Source organism: Deltaproteobacteria bacterium HGW-Deltaproteobacteria-2 (assembly GCA_002840505.1).
In the GTDB taxonomy this organism is placed as follows: Bacteria; Desulfobacterota; Syntrophia; order Syntrophales; family Smithellaceae; genus Smithella.
Genome location: PHBC01000006.1, coordinates 1 through 19114, shown reverse-complemented (window position 1 = coordinate 19114; position 19114 = coordinate 1). Strand labels below are relative to the sequence as shown.

Here is a 19114-nt window from a genome sequence, read left to right as displayed (position 1 = left end):
TACTTAAAGATTTCTCATCCCGATAAATCGGGATTCGGAATGACAAAAAGGCATCTCAAAATCTTTGTAGGCCCTTCTATTTCTTGCTTTTCTTTTTAACTTCCAAATACTTTTTTACTGCCGGATCACGGCCATCTAAATACAACAGTTTTTTTGCCGATCCACTTTTTTCAATAATATTTTTCAGAGCTTCTTTTTTCTTCTTTACGGCCGCGCCCTTAAGCTCATTTAAACTTTCCAGTGAGGCTTCACGAATTTTCAGAACTCCTCTTTTCACGGCCAAGTCAACCAATTCTTTGCCTTTTGCTGTTCGCACAATCAATTGATTCCAATGACGAACTTCTTCCCAACTTCCGGCAAAACGCGCCGAGCCGACCGAAACATCGGCATACTCCGCTGTACTGTCCATGCAATATCGGCAGGATTCGCGAATACACGTCTGGATTTCTTCCATCGGAAGCAATTTAACACCATCATTAGTGTAAAATTCCAGAATATTTTTACCTGCCGGGACATCCATTTTGGTGATTGATTCCAGAGCAATATTTCTCTCCAAAAGTAGCTTTGCATATTTTTCCGCGGAAAGTGTCCAGCCGCAGTACAAACCAATAACCAGTTTCAATTGATTGATTTTGTTTTCATTCTCATTTATTTTGTTCAGTCTTATCTTGGCCAGCGCCAGCGCCTGACAGGGGGTTACCACAACTCCTATATTTCCATACTCTTGCGTGACCAGTTGATGAAAAGCCGCCACCGTAGGCGACACAGTAAATTTACTTCCGGCATTTTTCCTTATCTCTGTTTTATCTTTTACAATAGCACCATTTTGCATAAAGTCCTGATTGCGGATAGAAACGATAGCAGAATCAATCAAACCTTCGGCCAGCGCCAACTCCATTAAAACCGTCACCGTTGCTCCATGCTGTGCGGTCGCGCGTAATTCAGGATCAACAGCCTGAGTAAAATAATAACCTTTTACAGCGCCGATTTCCGGCGTCATATCATCCTGTTCGAAAAGAAGTTTTCTTAGAACCGTAAGATCTGTTGCCGCTCTGGGGCAAAAAGCATAACATTTGCCGTCTTCCAGATCACATTTATGTAATTGCACCGTGCGATCGTGATAAATAACCTGATATGGACAAAGATTAACGCAAGCGCCGCAACCGGTGCATAATCCCTCATCCAGTACGTGCTTTTTTAAAAATTCCTGACTTCCTGCTTTGGCTTTCGAACCCATTCCCTGTACCGTTCTTTAAAAAGTGAGCTTTTATATCCTATCGTGATTTATGAGGCAAGAAAATGATAAGGTTTAATAGAAAATATTTTAGTAATAAACTATGCAAAATTGTTAGAACAATTTAATTTTTTGATAACTTACGAACTAATTTTAAATTTTACATTAATATTTAATAGAGGTTGACATCCGCTTCTTCTTGTATTATGAAGCGCGGGACGAAAATAAACATGTTCCCCAGTAGTCCCGACATGGTCGGGATCGGTAGAGTCCCGATTGCATCGGGATTAACCAGCAGTTCCGGGAACTAAAACGGTTAGATTAGTTCTTTAAAATTATGTTCCCCAGTAGCTCAGTCGTCCCCAGTAGCTCAGTCGGTAGAGCGGCTGGCTGTTAACCAGCATGTCCGTGGTTCGAGTCCGCGCTGGGGAGCCAGAAAATAAAAAGCCCAACTTTAAAAGTTGGGCTTTTTAGCATATTTCGTTATTATATTAAGTTAGATAAATCTGAAGTGTCGACTTCTTCCAGTTATCAACGGTAATCATTCATTTTCTTTTCAGAATATACTATATAAATACCACGTTCTATGTAGGGGTGGGATCAATTATTGTATGGTTGAAATACTGTGGCGCCGCTTCAATAAATCATTCTTACAGGATCTTTTATTGGTATAACATTTCTTCAACATCAAATGATAACTTCATCGTAAATTCTTCTACTTCTATAGCGTTAATTATTATCCTGAATTAAAACTATTTACATAGTCAGATTTACTACTATTAACAGGTGGAATTATTTTTGTATTCCCAGCGCCTTCATGCGGGAATAAAGGCTTGTGCGTTTCATGCCAAGAATCTCAACTGCGCCACCTGATCCGCTAACCTTGCCCTTCGTGTATTTGAAGACATGCTGTATATAGCGTCTCTGTAGTTCATCTAAAGTGGGAAAGTCATCAAAGGTCCCCTTTAAATCTACATGGGATCCTGCCGGAAACAGCGGAATATGGAGCTCGTTATCCTTTGAAAGGATGATCGCTCGTTCGATGACGTTCTGTAGTTCCCGGACATTTCCAGGCCAAGCATAGTTCATCAGCATGTGGTGGTCCTTCGGGGAAAGTTCAAGGCCAGTTCTGCCGTTCTTCCTCGCATAAAAGTCAACAAAATACGTCGCCAGTTCAATGATATCATCTTCGCGTTCCCTCAGGGGTGGTATGGATATGGGAAAGACATTAAGACGGTAGTAGAGGTCTTCCCGAAAACGGCCTACAGCCACCTCATTCTTCAAATTGCGATTGGTGGCCACGATAAGGCGAAAATCAGACCTAATGGCCCGACCACCTCCTATCCTGACAAAAGTCTTTTCTTCTAAAGTCTTCAAAAGCTTTGTCTGCATATGTAGCGAAAGTTCGCCTATCTCGTCCATAAAGAGAGTGCCGTCATGTGCAAGCTCAACCCTACCTAGCTTCTGTCTGTCTGCTCCCGTAAACGCTCCCTTCTCATAACCAAACAACTCGCTCTCCACCAGGTTCTCCGGGATCGTCGTGCAGTCTACCACAATGAACGGCCCATCAGAACGTCGACTGTTTTCGTGAACCCACCGAGCAAAAACTCCTTTGCCAGTACCTGTTTCACCCAGAAGGAGCACATGCGTATCTGTTGAAGCCACCTGGCTTGCCATGGACAAATGCTCTCTCATAACCTGGGAGGAAGTGATGAGTTGAAATTTCTTAAAATCCTGCTGGCTGGTAGCACGCTCCCTGGACAGCTTTTTCTTTTCTTCGCTGATCCGCATGGTATTCAGGATGGAACCCACCATGTCAGAGGTGTGTCTGCCCAGAAGTATAAGCATCATGGGGTCAAGAAAATCGAAAGCGTCCTGCATGTAAGAATTGTCGTGGTAGAGGACGCCACGGGTCACACCCTGCACCTCAAAAGGAATGCACAGAACAGATCTGATTTTCTCGCCTTTCTTGGAGCACTCCGAAGGGTCATTCCTGACAACTAGCGGTTTGTTCGTACGGAATGCCTTGAGCACGAATTCCATGTTCGGCCTGAACTGGGGTGACTTCACCTCCTCTTTTGTTAGATTGATTACCGCCCGCAGCTCTGGGGTTCTGGTGTACTTACCCTCGGCAAACCAAAAGAGGCCGCCTCGTTCAGCGCCGAAGAACCGGTTCGTTGAGATGATGGTCTTACTCAATGTCTCTTCCTGGCTCATGCTGGATTTGATGGAAGTCATCTCTTCGAAATATTGCTTTATATAATCGTCTCTGTCGATTCGCGTATCAGTTGAACACTGCTTTTGCTCAAGAAGTGTCTTGTACTGGTCAGGGAAGAAATCGGCTGCATAGCCGCCAAACAGACGCCATGCCTCCTGAACATATCTCCTTGCTTCTTCTTTATTTTTGTTGAGGAGCTCAATGTGCGCCATCTCGAGGACCGTCTTTGCCAGCTGTATGTTATTCCCTGATAGCTCGAGACATGTCCTGCTGGCTTCGAGGTCGGCCATTATCGGCATCTTATCCACGATGCCATGGTCCATTTTCTCCCGCACCCGCAGACGCAGCGCAACGCCTCGAAGATGTACATTAATACCGTTCAGTGTCTCTTCCAGGACATCGGAATAATTCCAGTGTGGAAGAGACTTGAATCCAAGCCGATGATATTCATACAACATCTCGAGGATCCATGGTGAAGAATACTGTTGGATGAGTCCTGTACGCACTGCTTTTTCAACGGTATCTTTAATGACTTCATAGCTCTTTTCCAAGTCATTGGTCATGAAATAGAGAAGAGCAAGACCGCCCCCAGAATAATGGTATCCGAAGGCATTGTTACTGTCCAAAGACTCTTGACGGGCCTTCTTGAGATGAAACTCGGCTTCATGGTATTTTCTTACCAGGATCAGCGTAGTGCCCAAAACACTTCTCAAGACAGAAGCTAGGGCTTTATTAGATTTCTCCTCGGCCAGACGGAGATTGGAATCGAGGAATCCGAATGCGCGATGAAACTGACCTAGATACAATGCGCTATAACTAAATTGTATATATGTCATAGGCTGGATAGTCGCTTTGCTTATGTCGATGAGGTTCTCAAGCTGTTCCAAATGTTTCATTACTTCACGGAACTGGCCTTTCATGAAATAGAACACAGCGATGAATTCGGCGGACTGGGAGAGGATATCCTCATCTCCCAGCTCATTCACCTCTTCCAAGCCCAGAGACAATGCAAGGAAGGCCTCATCTCTACGGCCGGTGAAAGTATAAAGCATGCCCATATGTAGGTTGATTAGAGCCTGAGAACGTTTATCACCAAGCCTGGTTGCAAACGCTTGGGCTATATCCAGAATCTCGCCCAACTCAGTGATCCCCCTACCCAGGACATAACAGAGGTTCGAGAGCTTCAAGGCACGGGAAATGTAAAGTGAACTGGTTTCATCATCCAGGTCGATATTTTTCAATCTGCTGACAGCGTTCAGAAGCAGAGAGTGAACTGTTTCCATGTTTTTGCCATTTACCAGTTCTCGATCAGCCAAATCGAATTGCACTTTGCTAGCTTCGACGGTCCTTCCTGCTTTTTCCAGAAGATCTATGAGAACATGCGGGATCAACTCTCTGTCGATCTTTTGTGCATAGACAATGTCCACCAAGACTGAGAGGTGTTTCATTGAATTCATCCCCTCGATCTTTTTTACAACTGCCTTAGGTAGCGAAGTGTTCAGTGAAAACATGTCATTGTCGTCCTGAATGAGTAAGCCAGGGTCAGTTGTTTTCTTCAAAAGATCAATAAGCTGTCTGGCCGTAAGAGGAGCCAGGACATCGAGAATATTGATATGCGCAACACCGCCCAGAGCATTAAGAGTAGCGAGAAATCTCCATTGCTCCAGAGCAAGGTCAGGATATGGTTCCTTCATGGTTCACCTCTCAATAATATTATTTGCTATAACAACATTCCAAAATAAATCAATAAATGATTTGTCTGAATAAAGTCAAAAAGTGTCTTAATAAAAGCAATCGACACCATCTGTAATTAATTAACTTGTATAATCAAATAGATATCAACGATGCTAGTTTGGCACAGCCATTGCTTATAAGAACGAATAAAAAAAAAGTGGAAGTCCTGATGCAGGGTCACGATGAGGGAATCAAGTTCGAATGCCACCGTCTGAGCATTACGGGAAAGCACGCATGGCTCGTATGGAATACTGAACAAAAATCTAAGAAAGGAGGTATTGAGTATTCAGATTTCCCAGTACAGCAGGTTCTTATACAACTCATTATTATAAAGATGTTTTAAATTAAAAAGGAGGATGTATGGCAATATTTACCAAGAAAGTAGCGGAAGAACTGTTCGGCGAACTCTGGACAAGGATGATAAAGGAGTTCGGATTTGGGAAGAATCTCAAGGAGTCAGGAATATCAATTTATTTTGTCGTGACTGATCCTGATATGGTCATGTTTGTCGATGAAAACGGTCCCATTTTCGGTGCCGAGGCAGAGAAGAAAATACCTGTGGTTACCATGAAGATGAAAGGCGACATCGTACACAAATTCTGGTTGAAAGACCTGAACGTTCCTATGGCGCTGGCTTTACGCCAGATCGTGGCAAAGGGGCCAGTGAATAAAGTCCTGCAGCTTATGCCCTTAATGAAACCAGGCATGGAAATATATCCCGAGTACTGTAAAAAATTCAAACTGCCTATGAAAGCGTAAGGAGGCCAGATATGGAATACTTCGATATTCAATTCATGAATCTAACAGAAGATGACATAGCCATTAAAAAGGCAGCTCACAAGTTTGCTGAGGAGGTCATGAGACCTACAGCAAAGGAACTAGATAACATGTCCGCCGCTGATGTGGTGGCCGACGGCTCGCCCTTGTGGCCATTTTTGAAGAAGGCTTTTGAGCTGGGCTATCACAAGACCCTGCTGCCGGAGTACTACGGTGGTTTAGGCTTGAGCCCTCTCCAGGTCCACATTGTGTTCGAGGAGTTGGGCTGGGGAAGCTTTGGGCTGTCCGTACTGCTCGGTGTAATCTGCTTCCCGTTCTACGTTTCGTGCCTGGCCGGTAATGAGGAACTCCTCGAGAAATATGTAAAACCGTTCTGCGCATGCACCGATGCAAGCATCAGGGGGTGCTGGGCTATCACGGAGCCGGACCATGGCTCGGATTACATTGCCTCGGGTGAGGATTACTTCACCACTCCCAAGATGCGGGGGAATGTCCAGGCGCGGCTGGAGGGAGACGAATATGTCATCAACGGCCAGAAATCAGCATGGGTTTCTGGCGGCACCATTGCCACCCATGCCCTGTTGTTTTTGCAGCTCGACCCGAAACATGGTTTCGGCGGAAACGGCATCTGCGTTCTTCCTCTCGACCTCGACGGTGTAACCAGGGGCAAACCACTGGAAAAGATCGGACAGCGTGATCTGAACCAGGGTGAGATTTACTTCGACAATGTGAGGATCCCCAAGAGCTACATGCTTGCAGAACCGACATTCTATGAGCCCCTTTTGGAGATGATCCTTGCCGCAGCCAACATGTGCATGGCCACCTGGTCAACGGGCATTGCCCGGGCCGCATTCGAAGAGGCCCTTGTATATTCGAAAGAGCGGGTCCAGGGTACACGGCCACTCATCGAGCACTATGTGCATAAACAACGTGTCTTCAAACTGTTCGCGCGTACAGAGGTCATCCGGGCACTCTCACGCAACGTACTCAACCTCAACTTGAATGTTTCCCCCCCTCTTGCGGAATATTCGCTGGTGGCAAAGAGCCAATGCACGGAAATGGCCTTCCAGAACGCCCATGAACTGATCCAGATCATGGGAGGCAATGGGTTAACAAAAGAATATATCGCCGAGAAACTCTTCAGAGATGCCAGGGCCACTCTTATTGAAGATGGCAACAACGAGACATTGGAGCGGCATGGCGGACATATCCTCGCGGAGACGTACCCGCGTCCGCCGCTGGATTTCTAACCCGTCTACAGAACACTGGATCTTAAAAGGAGGAAAACGATGTCAAGGATTCATATTCAAGAATTCCCCCAATATACGCCATCTGAACAGGCAAAGAAGGACAATGTGCTGCTGGCGGCAAAACTCATGACCAACGCCGCTCTGACAGCACCGTTCACAGGCGGTGTAAGCGGGATTGAGGCTGAAATAGCCTATGGAGAGAAAGAACTGGAATACATTGCCAGAGAGATGGAGCGATTGGCTAACCACGAAGTACCGGAGAGACTAAGAAAGCCGTTTCTCTATGAAGCGGTAATGGTCAGAGAAAGCGATGCCATTGTCTTCATCGGCAACTTCAGAGCCCACAGTACACCGATGGATGCGGCATGCGGATTGTGTGGCGGCGAGCAGGATTGCTCGTTTGTCTACAATAAGGTTAAGCATGTCAATGGACTTGTCGATATCACCGACCGCCAGAGAAAAACTGCGATCAAGGGTCCCCTCTGCACGCTAAGGGCCCACGATGTCGGATATGCGGTAGGATCGGCCCTCTGGGTTGCGGCCAACCTTTTTGTAGATACCAAGCCATGCTACTCGGTGGGGCTGGCAGGAAGGAACCTTGATTTCTGCATGAAATCAGAGGTGGTCGTGGGCATCCTCGTGGGTGCCATGGCAAAGAATCCCTATGCTGACATCCCGACGGACTATCATTTAACGAACATGTCCAAGCAGATAGATGCCGTCAGAAAGATCTCCATCATTACCCGTCAGATGGCAAATCATCCGTATCACAGGTTCGATCCCAGCAAGTCCAAGGTATCCAAAGATAAAAAAAAGAAGGAGGAATAGGCCATGGCAATATATAGTGGAGAACAAGCCACCAAAGAATATCTCCTGGAAGTTACCAAAGGATGCGCCGTGGCAGCCGCCAAGGCCCCGACCCTTACGAACTCGTTAGGTCTTCGTACCGAAATAGTTACAGGAGATGATCTCAATCCCATAATCGACGTCCTGGAGACCTTCGGGCAGACATCCACGTTCCAGATGCACGATGCCGTAGCATTGAAATCCATGGCCGAGAAAGGTGTACTGCCACCCATACTGCTGATGGGTGCAGACCTTTGCAAGCCGGTCTTGTGGGACTGCGGGGCATGCGGTTTTCCTACATGCGGAGAGTACATCAAGTTTGTCAGCAGGAACAAAGGCCTCGGAATAGGAGCTTATGGCCCGTCATGCGTGTGGAAGGTTATCGATTTTGGAATGGCCGCAGACTATGCCTGCGCGGCAGCTGCGATGCACCGTGTCGAGGCCAGATTATTTTTCAGTATCGGAGCAGTGTCCATGTTCCTTGGACACCTAGAGGGATCATCGTTCGTTCTCGGATTGCCGGTTGGTCCTGTTGGTCTCAACAACTGGTTCGACCGTGAGAGCTGGGTGAATGCGTTTAATTACCAACAGAGGACAATGGGTCAACTGGCCGGCGGGCCCAATCTTTCGATGGCTTTTTCCGGAGGTGGGTATCCAGTTATCAAGACAAAACCCAACTGGTGGGAAAACCCGACCTTCTTGAAGGTGGAAGAGGATGAAGCATTCGTACAAAAGGACGCCGAGGGCAAAGCAAAGGTCTTTGAGAAGATCATGAGATACCGTGGCGCTATTTCTGAGGACGAATAATATCATTATGTGAAGAGTGGTTTTCCTCTGCGCTGGCGGAAGAAAACCATCTTTCACTATGAAATAATTAAACTAAAGATGTGCAAAGATCGGCACAGATGATGGAAAGAGGAAACTGAAAATGCGTGACGTATACATAGTTGCAGTGGGCATGACCCGCTTCGGGAAACACATGGACCGTACGGAAAAGGACCTTGTGGCAGAGGCCTTTGCGAAGACCATGGGTGATGCGCCCGATATAAAAATCAGTGACATACAATCGGCCTTTTTTTCAAACACGGCTTGGGGATTCTTCAACATGCAACATTCCATAAGGGGCCAGGTAGCGCTTCGGCCACTGGGTATAGAGGGCATCCCCATAACCAACGTTGAGAATGCATGTGCCTGTGCATCCACTGCGCTCCACTGCGCATACAAGGATGTGGCCGGCGGCATGTACGAATGCTCGTTGGCCATCGGAATGGAAAAGCTATATAACGAGGACAAAGCAAAGACCTTCATGGCTTTTAGTTCAGGCGTGGATGTTGCCAACATAGATGCACACATGAAAGCCCTGAGGGACATCATGGACGGGGTGAAGCTGGATATACCGGATGATGATGGCGGCTCCGGAGCAGGTAAAACCAGAAGTGCCTTCATGGATGTTTACGCCAGCGCCGTCAGGTGGCATATGGCCACCTTCGGAACCACCCAGCGCCAACTGGCAATTATTGCATCGAAGAACCACTTCCACAGTTCGATGAATCCCAATGCCCAGTTCCAGAAGACCATGACCGTGGAAGAAATCCTTGAGGGGCGCCCTGTAGTCTGGCCATTGACCGTGCCCATGTGTGCTCCTGTGGGTGATGGAGCTGCCGGCGCTATCGTGTGCTCACGAGATTTCCTGAATAAACTCAAGTCGGCGCGACCGGTAAAGATACTGGCATCGGTCCTGGGTTCGGGCACTAATCGGAAGCATGACCAACTTGATCTGGACATCGGAGTGAGACTTTCCAGACAGGCATACAATGTCGCTGGAATTTGCCCAGAGGATATCAGCCTGGCAGAGGTCCATGATGCTACTGCGTTCGGTGAACTTCATCAATGTGAGTCCCTGGGATTTTGTAAAATTGGTGAAGGCGGTCCTTTTGCAGAAACCGGCGCCACGAAGCTGGGCGGAAAGATTCCTATAAATACCTCAGGCGGACTAGAATCACGCGGACACCCTGTGGGTGCTTCCGGCCTCGGCATGATCCACGAACTGGTTACGCAGCTACGACACGAGGCAGGTCCTCGGCAAGTAGAAAGGTGCAGGCTTGCGCTTGGAGAAAATGGTGGCGGAAACATTGCTTTTGAAGAGGCCTCCATGACTATCCACATCCTCGAGCGGATGAATAATAAATAAAGGAGCGTTTCATGGAGCGTTTCAAAACAAAAACCGTGGCAATAACTGGCGCAGGAAGCGGTTTCGGCAGAGGCCTCGCATTGGATTTTGCAAAATTGGGATGGAAGGTGGCTGTCAGCGACATCAACATGGACAGGGCAGAGGAGAGTGTCCGGCTTGTCAATGAAGCTGGCGGCCAGGGCATTACCATTAAATGCGATGTTACAAAGCCCGAAGAGGTGCAGAGCCTTGCTGATACCGTGATCTCGAAGTGGGGCACCGTGGATATAATCATAAACAACGCCGGAGTCCCCGTGTTGGGATTCATGGAGAAAATCTCCCTTGAAGGCTGGCGGTTCGAGATCGATGTTATGCTCATGAGTGTCATCTATGGATGCAGGACGTTCATCCCCATCTTCAAGAAGCAGGGATGGGGGCATATCGTAAACACAGCCTCTTCTGCCGGGATTGTCTCATTACCCGAAATGTCACCCTATAATGTGACAAAAGCAGGTGTCATCTCTCTCTCCGAAACACTCCGCGGAGAGTTGAAAAGAAACAACATCGGGGTAACGGTCGTGTGCCCGACATTCTTCAAAACAAATCTCATGGATCAGGCACAGTGCACTGATGAACACCAGTTCAAGATGGCAGAAGCCTTTTTCTGCAAATTATCCTTTGGGACAGTGGAAAGTGTGTGCGCCTCCACTCTCAAGGCCATCAAAAAGAACAAACTCTACGTTTTTCCGCAACCGGATTCCAAGCTCTTCTGGTTCATGAAGAGAATGGCACCGAACACATACTACAATGGCAATGCATTTCTGTACTCACGGGGCATCTTGGATAAGATACTAGGGATTTAGGGGGCATTAATTACATAAAGAATGAAATCCGTGGAAAGATAACGACTTTCGGCTTCATCGAGCAACCATACGCATGAAATCGAGTTACCGATTCTCAAAGTATTTCAAGACTATCGACCATGGTGATTTGAATCTGCCGAGAATGAAACAGGACTCACAAAGGGAGAACAAATATCAGAAAAGGAGAACATTATGTTTGCTACAATCAACTGGGCAACCCTACTTGAAGAACAGGCAGCCAAGCTGAAGGACAAAACTTTCTTATACGTTGTGTATCAAGACCGCTTCGTCAGTTATGCCGACATGGACATGAATGCCAACAGGATTGCGAACTACTTGCTGAAACTGGGGGTAAAACCGGGCGATGGTATTGCTACGCTCATGAACAACTCATCTGAGTTCCTGGATATATTCTTTGGCATTCAGAAGATCGGAATGTACGTGAATACTGTGAATACCTCTCTGCGCGGCGACCAGCTAAGTTACACGATAGACAACAGCGACACGAAATATCTAGTGGTGGATTATGACCTCATAGATATCTACAAAAGTATAGCGGATAAAACCACAAAGCTGGAACGCGTGATAGTGAATACATTGGAAGCACCTGAGGGATTCAAGGTTCCCAATGGCATGTTTGATCTCAAGGATGCATATCATAGAAATATATCAACAACAAAACCTGAGATGAGATTCGACGAAAATTCCATCCTTATGCTCATGTACACATCCGGCACCACGGGTCTGCCCAAAGGTGTGGTTATGCGCTACAACAAGAACATCATCGATCGACTCAAGATGATTGCAAGCATAATACTTACGCCAAACTCTATATATTATACCGCACTGCAGTTGTTCCACGGCAACGCGCTCTATATAACCGTAACCTCCTCACTTATTGAGGGATGTACGGTCGCTCTGTCCAAGCGGTTTTCTGCCGGCAGGTTCTGGGAGGAAATAGTGAAGTCCAAGGCTACGATTTTCAACACTATCGGTGCCATTATTCCAATCCTCATGAAGCAGCCGGAGAGTCCCTATGAAAAAAGTCATCAGGTCGTGAGGATATTGTCGGCCGGGTGCCCTGCAGCCTTGTGGGTGCCATTCGAAAAAAGGTTTAATGTCAAAATATGGGAGGCCTATGCGGCCATCGACGGTACCGGATTCATCGCTAATTTTGGCGACGGACCAAAGGGATCCATCGGAAAGCCCATGAATTCCATTATCAGGCTCGTTGACGATAAAGGTATTGACGTGCCTGCAGGTGTCACCGGCGAACTTCTCTTCAAAGTGGATCCGAACAAGAAGAGCTCGGTGGAGTATTACAAAAATCCGAATGCATCAGGAGAGAAGACAAAAGGCGAGTGGGAATACACCGGCGATCTCATGTACCAGGACGAGCAGGGCTACATCTACTTCGTGGGCCGCAGTACGGATTCCATGCGGCGCAGAGGTGAGAACGTGTCGGCTTATGACGTGGAACAGGCCATCCTCAAACATCCATCGGTACTAGAAGCAGCCGTGTATGCAATACCTTCCGAGATGACCGAAGATGATATCATGGCCTCTGTCAAGCTTGTGGAGGGTAATAAACTATCCGGCAAAGAGCTATGGGATTTTCTCCAAAACAAGCTCGCTAAATTTGCCATACCACGCTACATTCGTATGGTAGATGACTTCCCCAGGACCGAAACCTTCCGGATCAAGAAGGGCGAACTGAAGTCTACGGGAGTCACAAATGACACATTCGATGCGGAGGCATAAACGAGACACAGGGGCCTCTAATCAATACATTCCAAAAAGTGCGGTTATGAAATTTTGTACGTTATCGACATAATTTCCGGCCGTCAGGAAAGAGCTTTGGGTTCAAAGTCAGGAACACTAGTTGCCCGATTGTCATCTATCAAATGTCGCTATGGTTCTTACGAAAAACTTCGACCCGACTATACTCACAATCGCTTATTTTGCGTAGCCTTTTTCACGTAAATATTTGATTGCATTCTTTGCCTCATTCTCGACTAAGTTTCGCATTTCTCTGGCTGTCATATCAGCATTTTTATCATTAAAGTATTTTAGAGCACGCTCGAAGTACTTCACGTTCTTTTTTAACTCTTCTTTTTTGGAGATGCGTGAAACATATTGAATTCGGCTGGCTATAGGCCAGAAGTAGAGAACCACCTTCTCCAAAAATGGATTCTTGGTCGCTTTACAGGCCGAACGGACAAAATCCAGTGTAGCATTAAGATAACCTGAAATATCTCCTGTTTCGGCATATTCCCCCAACGCTTTTCCTCCCTGAGTAATTATCTCATAATCTTCTGCGTTTGCATTTTCTACACCACGCTGCGCAAGAAGGCCTATGACTTCTTTGACCACATCGTTAATTAACAGAATAGATTTCTCCGTCATTTCGCTTACCCTGACACCGCGCCTGGGCTCAAATTCTACAAGGCCGTTCATCTCGAGTATGCGCAATGCTTCACGCAAAGGCGCTCGGCTGACACCCATTTCCTCAGCCAATTTTGCCTCAAGGAGACGTTCACCCGGCTTCAGCTCCATGTGAATGATACGAAAGCCGAGATATTCAGCTATCTGCTGCGCCAATCCTTTTGATGCCTTGAATTCTATAGCCATCCTATACCTCCGACGTTGCGATAAATATTTGTTCAATCGTGTCAGTAATATTTATCCTAAATAATATTGGAGAGCAACAGGAATGTATGGTCTTCTCCAAGTGTTTCTTTTTACGAGAATTTTAAAGAAATTCTTGACAATTAAAATATTCTATATAATAAAAGTCGTGAATTGTCGACAATAGTATTTTTGAACATGATTTAATATTCCTGATAATGGGATACGTTTATGAGTATCGCTGACCGAACTTTAAACTAGCAACGTATTCACATGGTTATTAAAATCAGTGTTGCAGAACAACCAACCGTATGTATGCCTATCAAAGCCAGATTAGATAAGCGGGTAAATATTTGCTCTGAACAGGTTGATCTCGTGACAGAATCTTACCGTAAACAGAAAATCAGCCCTAGATCATCAGACACGCCAGAGGGCTGAATTACTTGCTGTGGAACATTACAGTATTCATAACTAAAGATGTGTAGTTGCTTTCAGAATAAAGTTTAAAGAAGGAGGTCGGACTGATGATGAAAGGGATTAGGCTGTTTTTTAAAGGTACTGTAATTCTCTGGTTGATTTTTTTTCTTGTCGTAGGTTTATCCGGCTGCACAGCAACAAGGCACACTGTGCAGAGAACCGTCGTTCCTATGCTGGATAGGTCGGTGGACGATCTCGTGGATAATCTTCTGAGACAGAAAAATGGCGATTTTCTCAAAGACGGTCTTCCCGGTGCTCTGCTGGTAATTACCGGCCTGACCGAACTGGCTCCAAACGATTATAACCTTTTGGCAACAACATCTTTCTTGTATGCGGGCTACGCTCTTTATGTAGAGGATGAAGATCCCGAATATGCCATATCACTGTACAGAGTCGGAACGGAATATGGTATGCGGGCACTGAAGGTCAATAATTCCAAATTCCGTAAAGCGGTAGAAAGCGGAACTCCTGTTCCTGACGCCGTCAAGTTCCTGACAAAAGACGATTTGAAGGCTCTGACCTGGTATGGGGCTAATCTTGCCAAACGCTGTACGTTACAGTTGGAAACGCCGGAGGAGATTGTTGATATTCAGTACGGTGTTGCCACGGCTTATCGCTCTGTCGAGCTCGATCCTAAGTATTCCTGGGGGGTAAACTGGCTTATTCTGGGTATTTTTCACACACTCGTGCCCTCATTCGGCGGTATGGGCACTGGACCGGAAGCGTCCAGGGAAGCGTTTGCTAATGGCAACAAGGCGGAAAATGGTGAATTTGGAATGGTGGATGTATTGCAGGCAAGATATCTTGCCCCGCGCATCAAAGATTCACAATGGTATGACCAGTTGAACAACCGGGTGCTGGAGATGGACTCCTGTAAGGTGGGAGGTGGCTTGTGCATCCTTAATGAGCTGTCCAAACAGAAAGCGCGGTACAACATGACACATAAAGACCAGTGGTTTGATTATTATAAGAAGTAGTTTTCTCTTAAAAGAGTGGATGTGATTTATAGCTTCACTCTGGTTTAGCATTTGAAGCCAAAGTACTTTTCGACAGCGTCACAAGAAGATCAACTGCAATCGGCTAAATTTTTTTATGAACTTGATGCAGTAGAAACATCAAGAATAAAACAAATTTAGAGGTAATCAATTATTATTTCAGAAAGGGGAAGGGATTTATGAAATGTAAAAAGGTTGTGAGGCTTCTTTGTGTGGGATTGGTTGTGCTCTTTCTAGGTTCAGTGTCTTTGCTTCAAGAAGCATGGGGAGCTAATTTGGATAACTTTAAACACACTATAAACGGTAAAACCGTTTATGTTTTAAAGCTGGGTACGCTGGCGCCGGAAGGAGTCGGCTGGGCTGCTTTAATCAAAAAGATAGTTAATCCCGGGATTAAAAAGGTGACGAATGGCCAGGTGGAGTTGGATTGGTATTACGGCGGTGCAATGGGTGATGACCAGGATATATTAGCCAAGATGCGCAACGGGCAATTACAGGGAGGAGCATTTAGCGGACAGGGAATGGTAATGGCCTGTCCGGAGTTGTCATTGATAGAACTCCCGTTCCTGTTTGAGAATTATGACGAGGTGGAATATGTTTACTCTAAGTTAAGACCCCGGTTGAGTAAGTGGTTTGAAAAGAGAGGATATCACCTTATTTTGCTGGCAGAACAGGATTTTGATCAAATCTACTCCACGAAACGCGAAATCAGGACACCTGATGATTTTAGGAATAGCAGGGTCTTAACATGGTATGGGCCTCTGGAAGAGAAGGCTCTGAAAGCCATGGGCGCGAGTCCTTTACCCATTCGCATACCCGAGGTAGCTTCATCAATCCGCACAGGAGTCTGCGATACATTTATCGCCCCGGCTCTCTGGGCGGTCGGTACTCAGATGTATACTGTTATGAAATATATCAATCCTACTCGCATTCGATATTCTCCGGCAGCTGGCATTATAACGATACCGACATGGAACCTTCTTCCCAAGGATATTCAAATTGCGATGGATAATTTTACAATGGAAGTAGAGAAGGATTTCAGGCAGAAAGTCCGTGCAAGCAATATGAAAAGCGTCGATGCCATGATAAAATACGGCATGAAAGAGGTTAAAATGACGCCGGCGGAGATTGATGTTTGGAAGAAGAGACTCATTCCTCTTTGGGATGAATTTGCCGAGAAGGGATACTATACCAAAGCCGAATTAGCTGAAGTTAAGGGTTATTTAGCAGAATTCAGAGCGAAAAATAAAAACAAAGGAGGAGGTGACATTTAATGCCAATGTGTAAGGAATGCAAGAAATTCTTTCCTGTGAAGGAAGATCCTAAAAATGGAGATTGCGTTGAAAGAGCGGTTGATCCAAGACAAGCCTACTACAAGGCAAAGCCCGTAGTTGCAGACAAGGATGCAAGTTCATGCTCTTCATTTGAGAAGAAGTAACACGGATTAAACACTTGCCCAAAAAAAAGGAGCTTCAGCTGAAAAGCCAAAAGGCAGGAAAGGAGGGAATATCATGATGGAACCAGCAACGAATGCAAGTATTAAAGAACTAGAAAGAAAACAAGAATGGTGGTGGGCTGCGGAAAAGAAAAGATCGAAGAGATTGGATTATCTTCGAAAGGCCATGTGGAAAAAAGGAGCAATTGGCGGACTTTACCCGGCCGGATTGCAGGTTGATCTGGAGCAGGCAATACTTCATACAGAATCGGCATGCAACCTGGAGGCTTCGCCAGATCCTTATGTTGTCAAGTATGCCAGGATCCTTGCCGATTATCTTGACAAAAAAACAGTCTTCATCACTGATAATGCCCAGCTTGTGGGTTACGTAGGAAGTTTGCCTAATACGGTAGGTTGGAATCCAACTATCGCCACAATGCTAAACGCTGAAGTTCTCAATGATCCTACGGTTATTCCGGAACCTCTTGACGAGAGTCTGAAGGTGATCAATGATGTAACCGCTTACTGGTCCGGAAAAGGCGATGCCGACAGGGTAATGCCTATTGTAGACATGGCTGACATAATGAAGATTATTTCAGGTACGATCGGATGGGGTACTCCGATGGCCAGAGGCGGTTATTCCGGCAAAGATTATGAGTATATCATGACCGGCAAACGGGGATTTGAAAATGTCATTGCCGAAATTGACAAAAATCTCGATGAGGCGGATGCTAAGGCCCATGAACCTGATGCCAATGAAGAAATTGTCGCGTCATATGAAAAGATGGTCAACTGGGAAGCGATGAAAATAGTTCTGGAAGCCTGTATTCGTCATGGGCAGCGTTTTGCACGCCTGGCCAGAATCATTGCCGAAAATTTTGAAACCGATAATAAACGCAAGGAAGAACTCTTACAGCTCGCAAATTGCTGCGAGAGAGTACCGGCCAAACCACCGACTACTTTACAGGAATCGCTCCAGTATGATCTCTTCATTCAACTCTTCAGCCGGAGCGAAGCCATTGAAGGCGCCTGGCCGGCAAGACCGGATTACTATCACGGTCCGTATTACGACAAGGATGTAAATGTTCTCAAGCGGCTCACCAGGGAACAGGCCATGGATCTGGTCGGTGAATTCCTGATCCGGGCCGCCGAAGTATCCCAATACAAAGTCAAATGGGTCCGTGAAGGCTTGCAGGGTATTGAAGGAACCTGGGTCTGGACACTCGGCGGTGTCAACCAGCACGGCGACGATGCCTGCAACGATATGACTATAGCGCTGCTGCAGGCTGCCCGTCTGGTCAGAGTTGCCAATCCGACCTTCAGCTTCCGTTGGCATCCCAAAGTTAAGGAAGAAGTCCTGCGTGAATGTTTCGAGTGTATCCGCCAGGGTCTTGGTTATCCTTCCATGCGCAACGATCCTGTTCTGATTTCCAATTCCATGTACTGGCACGGACATCCTATCGAGGAGGCCCGCACTTGGGTACATCAGGCCTGTATGTCGCCGTCTCCTACGACCAAGCGGGGTTTCCAGCCGATGCGCATGGCTAATGCTACGGCCAACTGTGCCAAGATCATGGAGTATGTCTTTACCAGTGGATTCGACCCCATAGTTAACATGCAGATCGGAGCGGAAACGCCTGACGCGGCTACGTTTACCGATTTCGAGCAGGTATATGATGCCTGGGTTACCCAGATGAAGACTATCTTCTCCACCCTGGTCCGCGCGGTTAATGCAGGCAGAACATATGCCCCGCATTATACTCCGCGACCGTTTCTGTCATCTGTCTCCGAACGCTCGGTAGAAAGCGGTCTGGATGTAAATACGCCTTCGCTCAGCCGCGGCAATTCCTGGATTACGGCATTCACCTGGGTGGAAAACGTCGACAGTTTGGCGGCGATCAAGAAGCTGGTCTTCGATGAAAAGAAATACACCATGGCCCAGTTGAAGAAGGCTCTCGCTGATGATTGGCAGGGTCACGAAGAAATGCGACTGGACTTCGTCAAAAATGCGCCTAAGTGGGGTAATGATGACGACTATGTCGACAACATCATGCTTAGATGTCTGCGGTCTTGTGCCGCTTTCGGACACAAGCTTAGGGATCCCATGGGGAATACGTGGCCGATTCTCCCCGAAAACGTCAGTGGTAATATCCACTATGCCAATGTAGTGGGCGCTCTGCCCAGCGGCCGCAGAAGAGGAGACGCTCTGTATGATGGTGGAATTTCTCCAGGTCCTGGACTCGATAAGAAAGGACCAACCGCGGTTCTGAAATCATGTGGTAAGATAGACCATGTTGCTGACGGACGAGCCTTTCTTTTGAACCAGAGATTGTCTCCGACTCAGCTTGCCGGAGAAAAAGGATACTCCCTCTGGAAAGCTTATATGGATACCTGGTACAATCTGGGACTGGATCACATTCAGTTCAACTGCGTGTCCGATGAGACCCTGAGGAGCGCCCAGAGAGAACCTGAAAAGTATCAGGAAGT

Annotated in this window: 14 protein-coding genes and 1 tRNA gene; 12 read left to right on the top strand and 3 right to left on the bottom strand. The window is 46.6% G+C overall.

The genetic code is table 11. The features are described from left to right. Window positions 1-76 precede the first annotated feature (76 nt). A complete protein-coding gene (locus CVU62_12050; GenBank protein PKN36830.1) occupies window positions 77-1237 on the bottom strand; it encodes a hypothetical protein in 1161 nt (386 codons plus the stop codon). A 356-nt stretch (window positions 1238-1593) separates the two neighbouring features. Here CVU62_12050 and CVU62_12045 point away from each other — a divergent pair. After that, window positions 1594-1669: transfer RNA gene (locus tag CVU62_12045), tRNA-Asn, on the top strand. Window positions 1670-2026: 357 nt separating this feature from the next. Here the strand turns inward: CVU62_12045 and CVU62_12040 are convergent. After that, window positions 2027-5146 (bottom strand): hypothetical protein, encoded by a 3120-nt coding sequence (locus CVU62_12040; GenBank protein PKN36829.1) that lies wholly within the window; start codon window positions 5144-5146, stop codon window positions 2027-2029. Window positions 5147-5546: 400 nt separating this feature from the next. On the opposite strand from CVU62_12040, the gene CVU62_12035 reads away from it, so the two are divergent. From CVU62_12035 to CVU62_12005, 7 genes are all read left to right on the top strand, one after another. Next, entirely contained in the window at window positions 5547-5945 is a 399-nt protein-coding gene (locus CVU62_12035) for a hypothetical protein (GenBank protein ID PKN36828.1), read from the top strand. Between the two features lie 11 nt (window positions 5946-5956). Continuing rightward, the gene (locus CVU62_12030; GenBank protein ID PKN36827.1) at window positions 5957-7213 is read left to right on the top strand and encodes an acyl-CoA dehydrogenase; all 1257 of its coding nucleotides are present in this window, start codon (window positions 5957-5959) and stop codon (window positions 7211-7213) included. Between the two features lie 39 nt (window positions 7214-7252). Next, on the top strand, window positions 7253-8041 hold the full coding sequence (locus tag CVU62_12025; GenBank protein PKN36826.1) for a hypothetical protein: 789 nt from the start codon (window positions 7253-7255) through the stop codon (window positions 8039-8041). Window positions 8042-8044: 3 nt separating this feature from the next. Next, window positions 8045-8866: a hypothetical protein gene (locus CVU62_12020; protein ID PKN36825.1), complete on the top strand. Its 822-nt coding sequence runs from the start codon at window positions 8045-8047 to the stop codon at window positions 8864-8866. A gap of 121 nt (window positions 8867-8987) precedes the next feature. Then, the gene (locus CVU62_12015) at window positions 8988-10250 is read left to right on the top strand and encodes a thiolase (GenBank protein ID PKN36824.1); all 1263 of its coding nucleotides are present in this window, start codon (window positions 8988-8990) and stop codon (window positions 10248-10250) included. A gap of 11 nt (window positions 10251-10261) precedes the next feature. Next, a complete protein-coding gene (locus tag CVU62_12010; GenBank protein ID PKN36823.1) occupies window positions 10262-11092 on the top strand; it encodes a short chain dehydrogenase in 831 nt (276 codons plus the stop codon). A gap of 192 nt (window positions 11093-11284) precedes the next feature. Then, the gene (locus CVU62_12005) at window positions 11285-12853 is read left to right on the top strand and encodes an AMP-dependent synthetase (protein ID PKN36822.1); all 1569 of its coding nucleotides are present in this window, start codon (window positions 11285-11287) and stop codon (window positions 12851-12853) included. A gap of 195 nt (window positions 12854-13048) precedes the next feature. Here CVU62_12005 and CVU62_12000 read toward each other — a convergent pair whose 3' ends face one another. Beyond that, entirely contained in the window at window positions 13049-13723 is a 675-nt protein-coding gene (locus CVU62_12000) for a hypothetical protein (GenBank protein ID PKN36821.1), read from the bottom strand. 521 nt (window positions 13724-14244) lie between these two features. Between CVU62_12000 and CVU62_11995 the strand changes: the two genes are divergently transcribed. The 4 genes from CVU62_11995 to CVU62_11980 all read left to right on the top strand — a co-directional run. Then, on the top strand, window positions 14245-15174 hold the full coding sequence (locus CVU62_11995) for a hypothetical protein (GenBank protein ID PKN36820.1): 930 nt from the start codon (window positions 14245-14247) through the stop codon (window positions 15172-15174). Window positions 15175-15371: 197 nt separating this feature from the next. Next, entirely contained in the window at window positions 15372-16466 is a 1095-nt protein-coding gene (locus CVU62_11990; GenBank protein ID PKN36819.1) for a C4-dicarboxylate ABC transporter substrate-binding protein, read from the top strand. Further along, window positions 16466-16630 carry a benzylsuccinate synthase gene (locus tag CVU62_11985; GenBank protein PKN36818.1) on the top strand — a complete coding sequence of 55 codons (165 nt, stop codon included), beginning with the start codon at window positions 16466-16468 and terminating at the stop codon, window positions 16628-16630. Before CVU62_11990 ends, CVU62_11985 begins: the two co-directional genes overlap by 1 nt. 70 nt (window positions 16631-16700) lie before the next feature. Then, window positions 16701-19114 (top strand): formate acetyltransferase (locus CVU62_11980; GenBank protein ID PKN37036.1); only part of this gene is annotated, 2414 nt, incomplete at its 3' end.

What these genes read in the sequence shown, in the direction of transcription:
- CVU62_12050 (PKN36830.1), bottom strand. Translation starts at nt 1,237, where the DNA reads ATGGGTTCGAAAGCCAAAGCAGGAAGTCAGGAATTTTTAAAAAAGCAC.
- CVU62_12040 (PKN36829.1), bottom strand. Translation starts at nt 5,146, where the DNA reads ATGAAGGAACCATATCCTGACCTTGCTCTGGAGCAATGGAGATTTCTC.
- CVU62_12035 (PKN36828.1), top strand. Translation starts at nt 5,547, where the DNA reads ATGGCAATATTTACCAAGAAAGTAGCGGAAGAACTGTTCGGCGAACTC.
- CVU62_12030 (PKN36827.1), top strand. Translation starts at nt 5,957, where the DNA reads ATGGAATACTTCGATATTCAATTCATGAATCTAACAGAAGATGACATA.
- CVU62_12025 (PKN36826.1), top strand. Translation starts at nt 7,253, where the DNA reads ATGTCAAGGATTCATATTCAAGAATTCCCCCAATATACGCCATCTGAA.
- CVU62_12020 (PKN36825.1), top strand. Translation starts at nt 8,045, where the DNA reads ATGGCAATATATAGTGGAGAACAAGCCACCAAAGAATATCTCCTGGAA.
- CVU62_12015 (PKN36824.1), top strand. Translation starts at nt 8,988, where the DNA reads ATGCGTGACGTATACATAGTTGCAGTGGGCATGACCCGCTTCGGGAAA.
- CVU62_12010 (PKN36823.1), top strand. Translation starts at nt 10,262, where the DNA reads ATGGAGCGTTTCAAAACAAAAACCGTGGCAATAACTGGCGCAGGAAGC.
- CVU62_12005 (PKN36822.1), top strand. Translation starts at nt 11,285, where the DNA reads ATGTTTGCTACAATCAACTGGGCAACCCTACTTGAAGAACAGGCAGCC.
- CVU62_12000 (PKN36821.1), bottom strand. Translation starts at nt 13,723, where the DNA reads ATGGCTATAGAATTCAAGGCATCAAAAGGATTGGCGCAGCAGATAGCT.
- CVU62_11995 (PKN36820.1), top strand. Translation starts at nt 14,245, where the DNA reads ATGATGAAAGGGATTAGGCTGTTTTTTAAAGGTACTGTAATTCTCTGG.
- CVU62_11990 (PKN36819.1), top strand. Translation starts at nt 15,372, where the DNA reads ATGAAATGTAAAAAGGTTGTGAGGCTTCTTTGTGTGGGATTGGTTGTG.
- CVU62_11985 (PKN36818.1), top strand. Translation starts at nt 16,466, where the DNA reads ATGCCAATGTGTAAGGAATGCAAGAAATTCTTTCCTGTGAAGGAAGAT.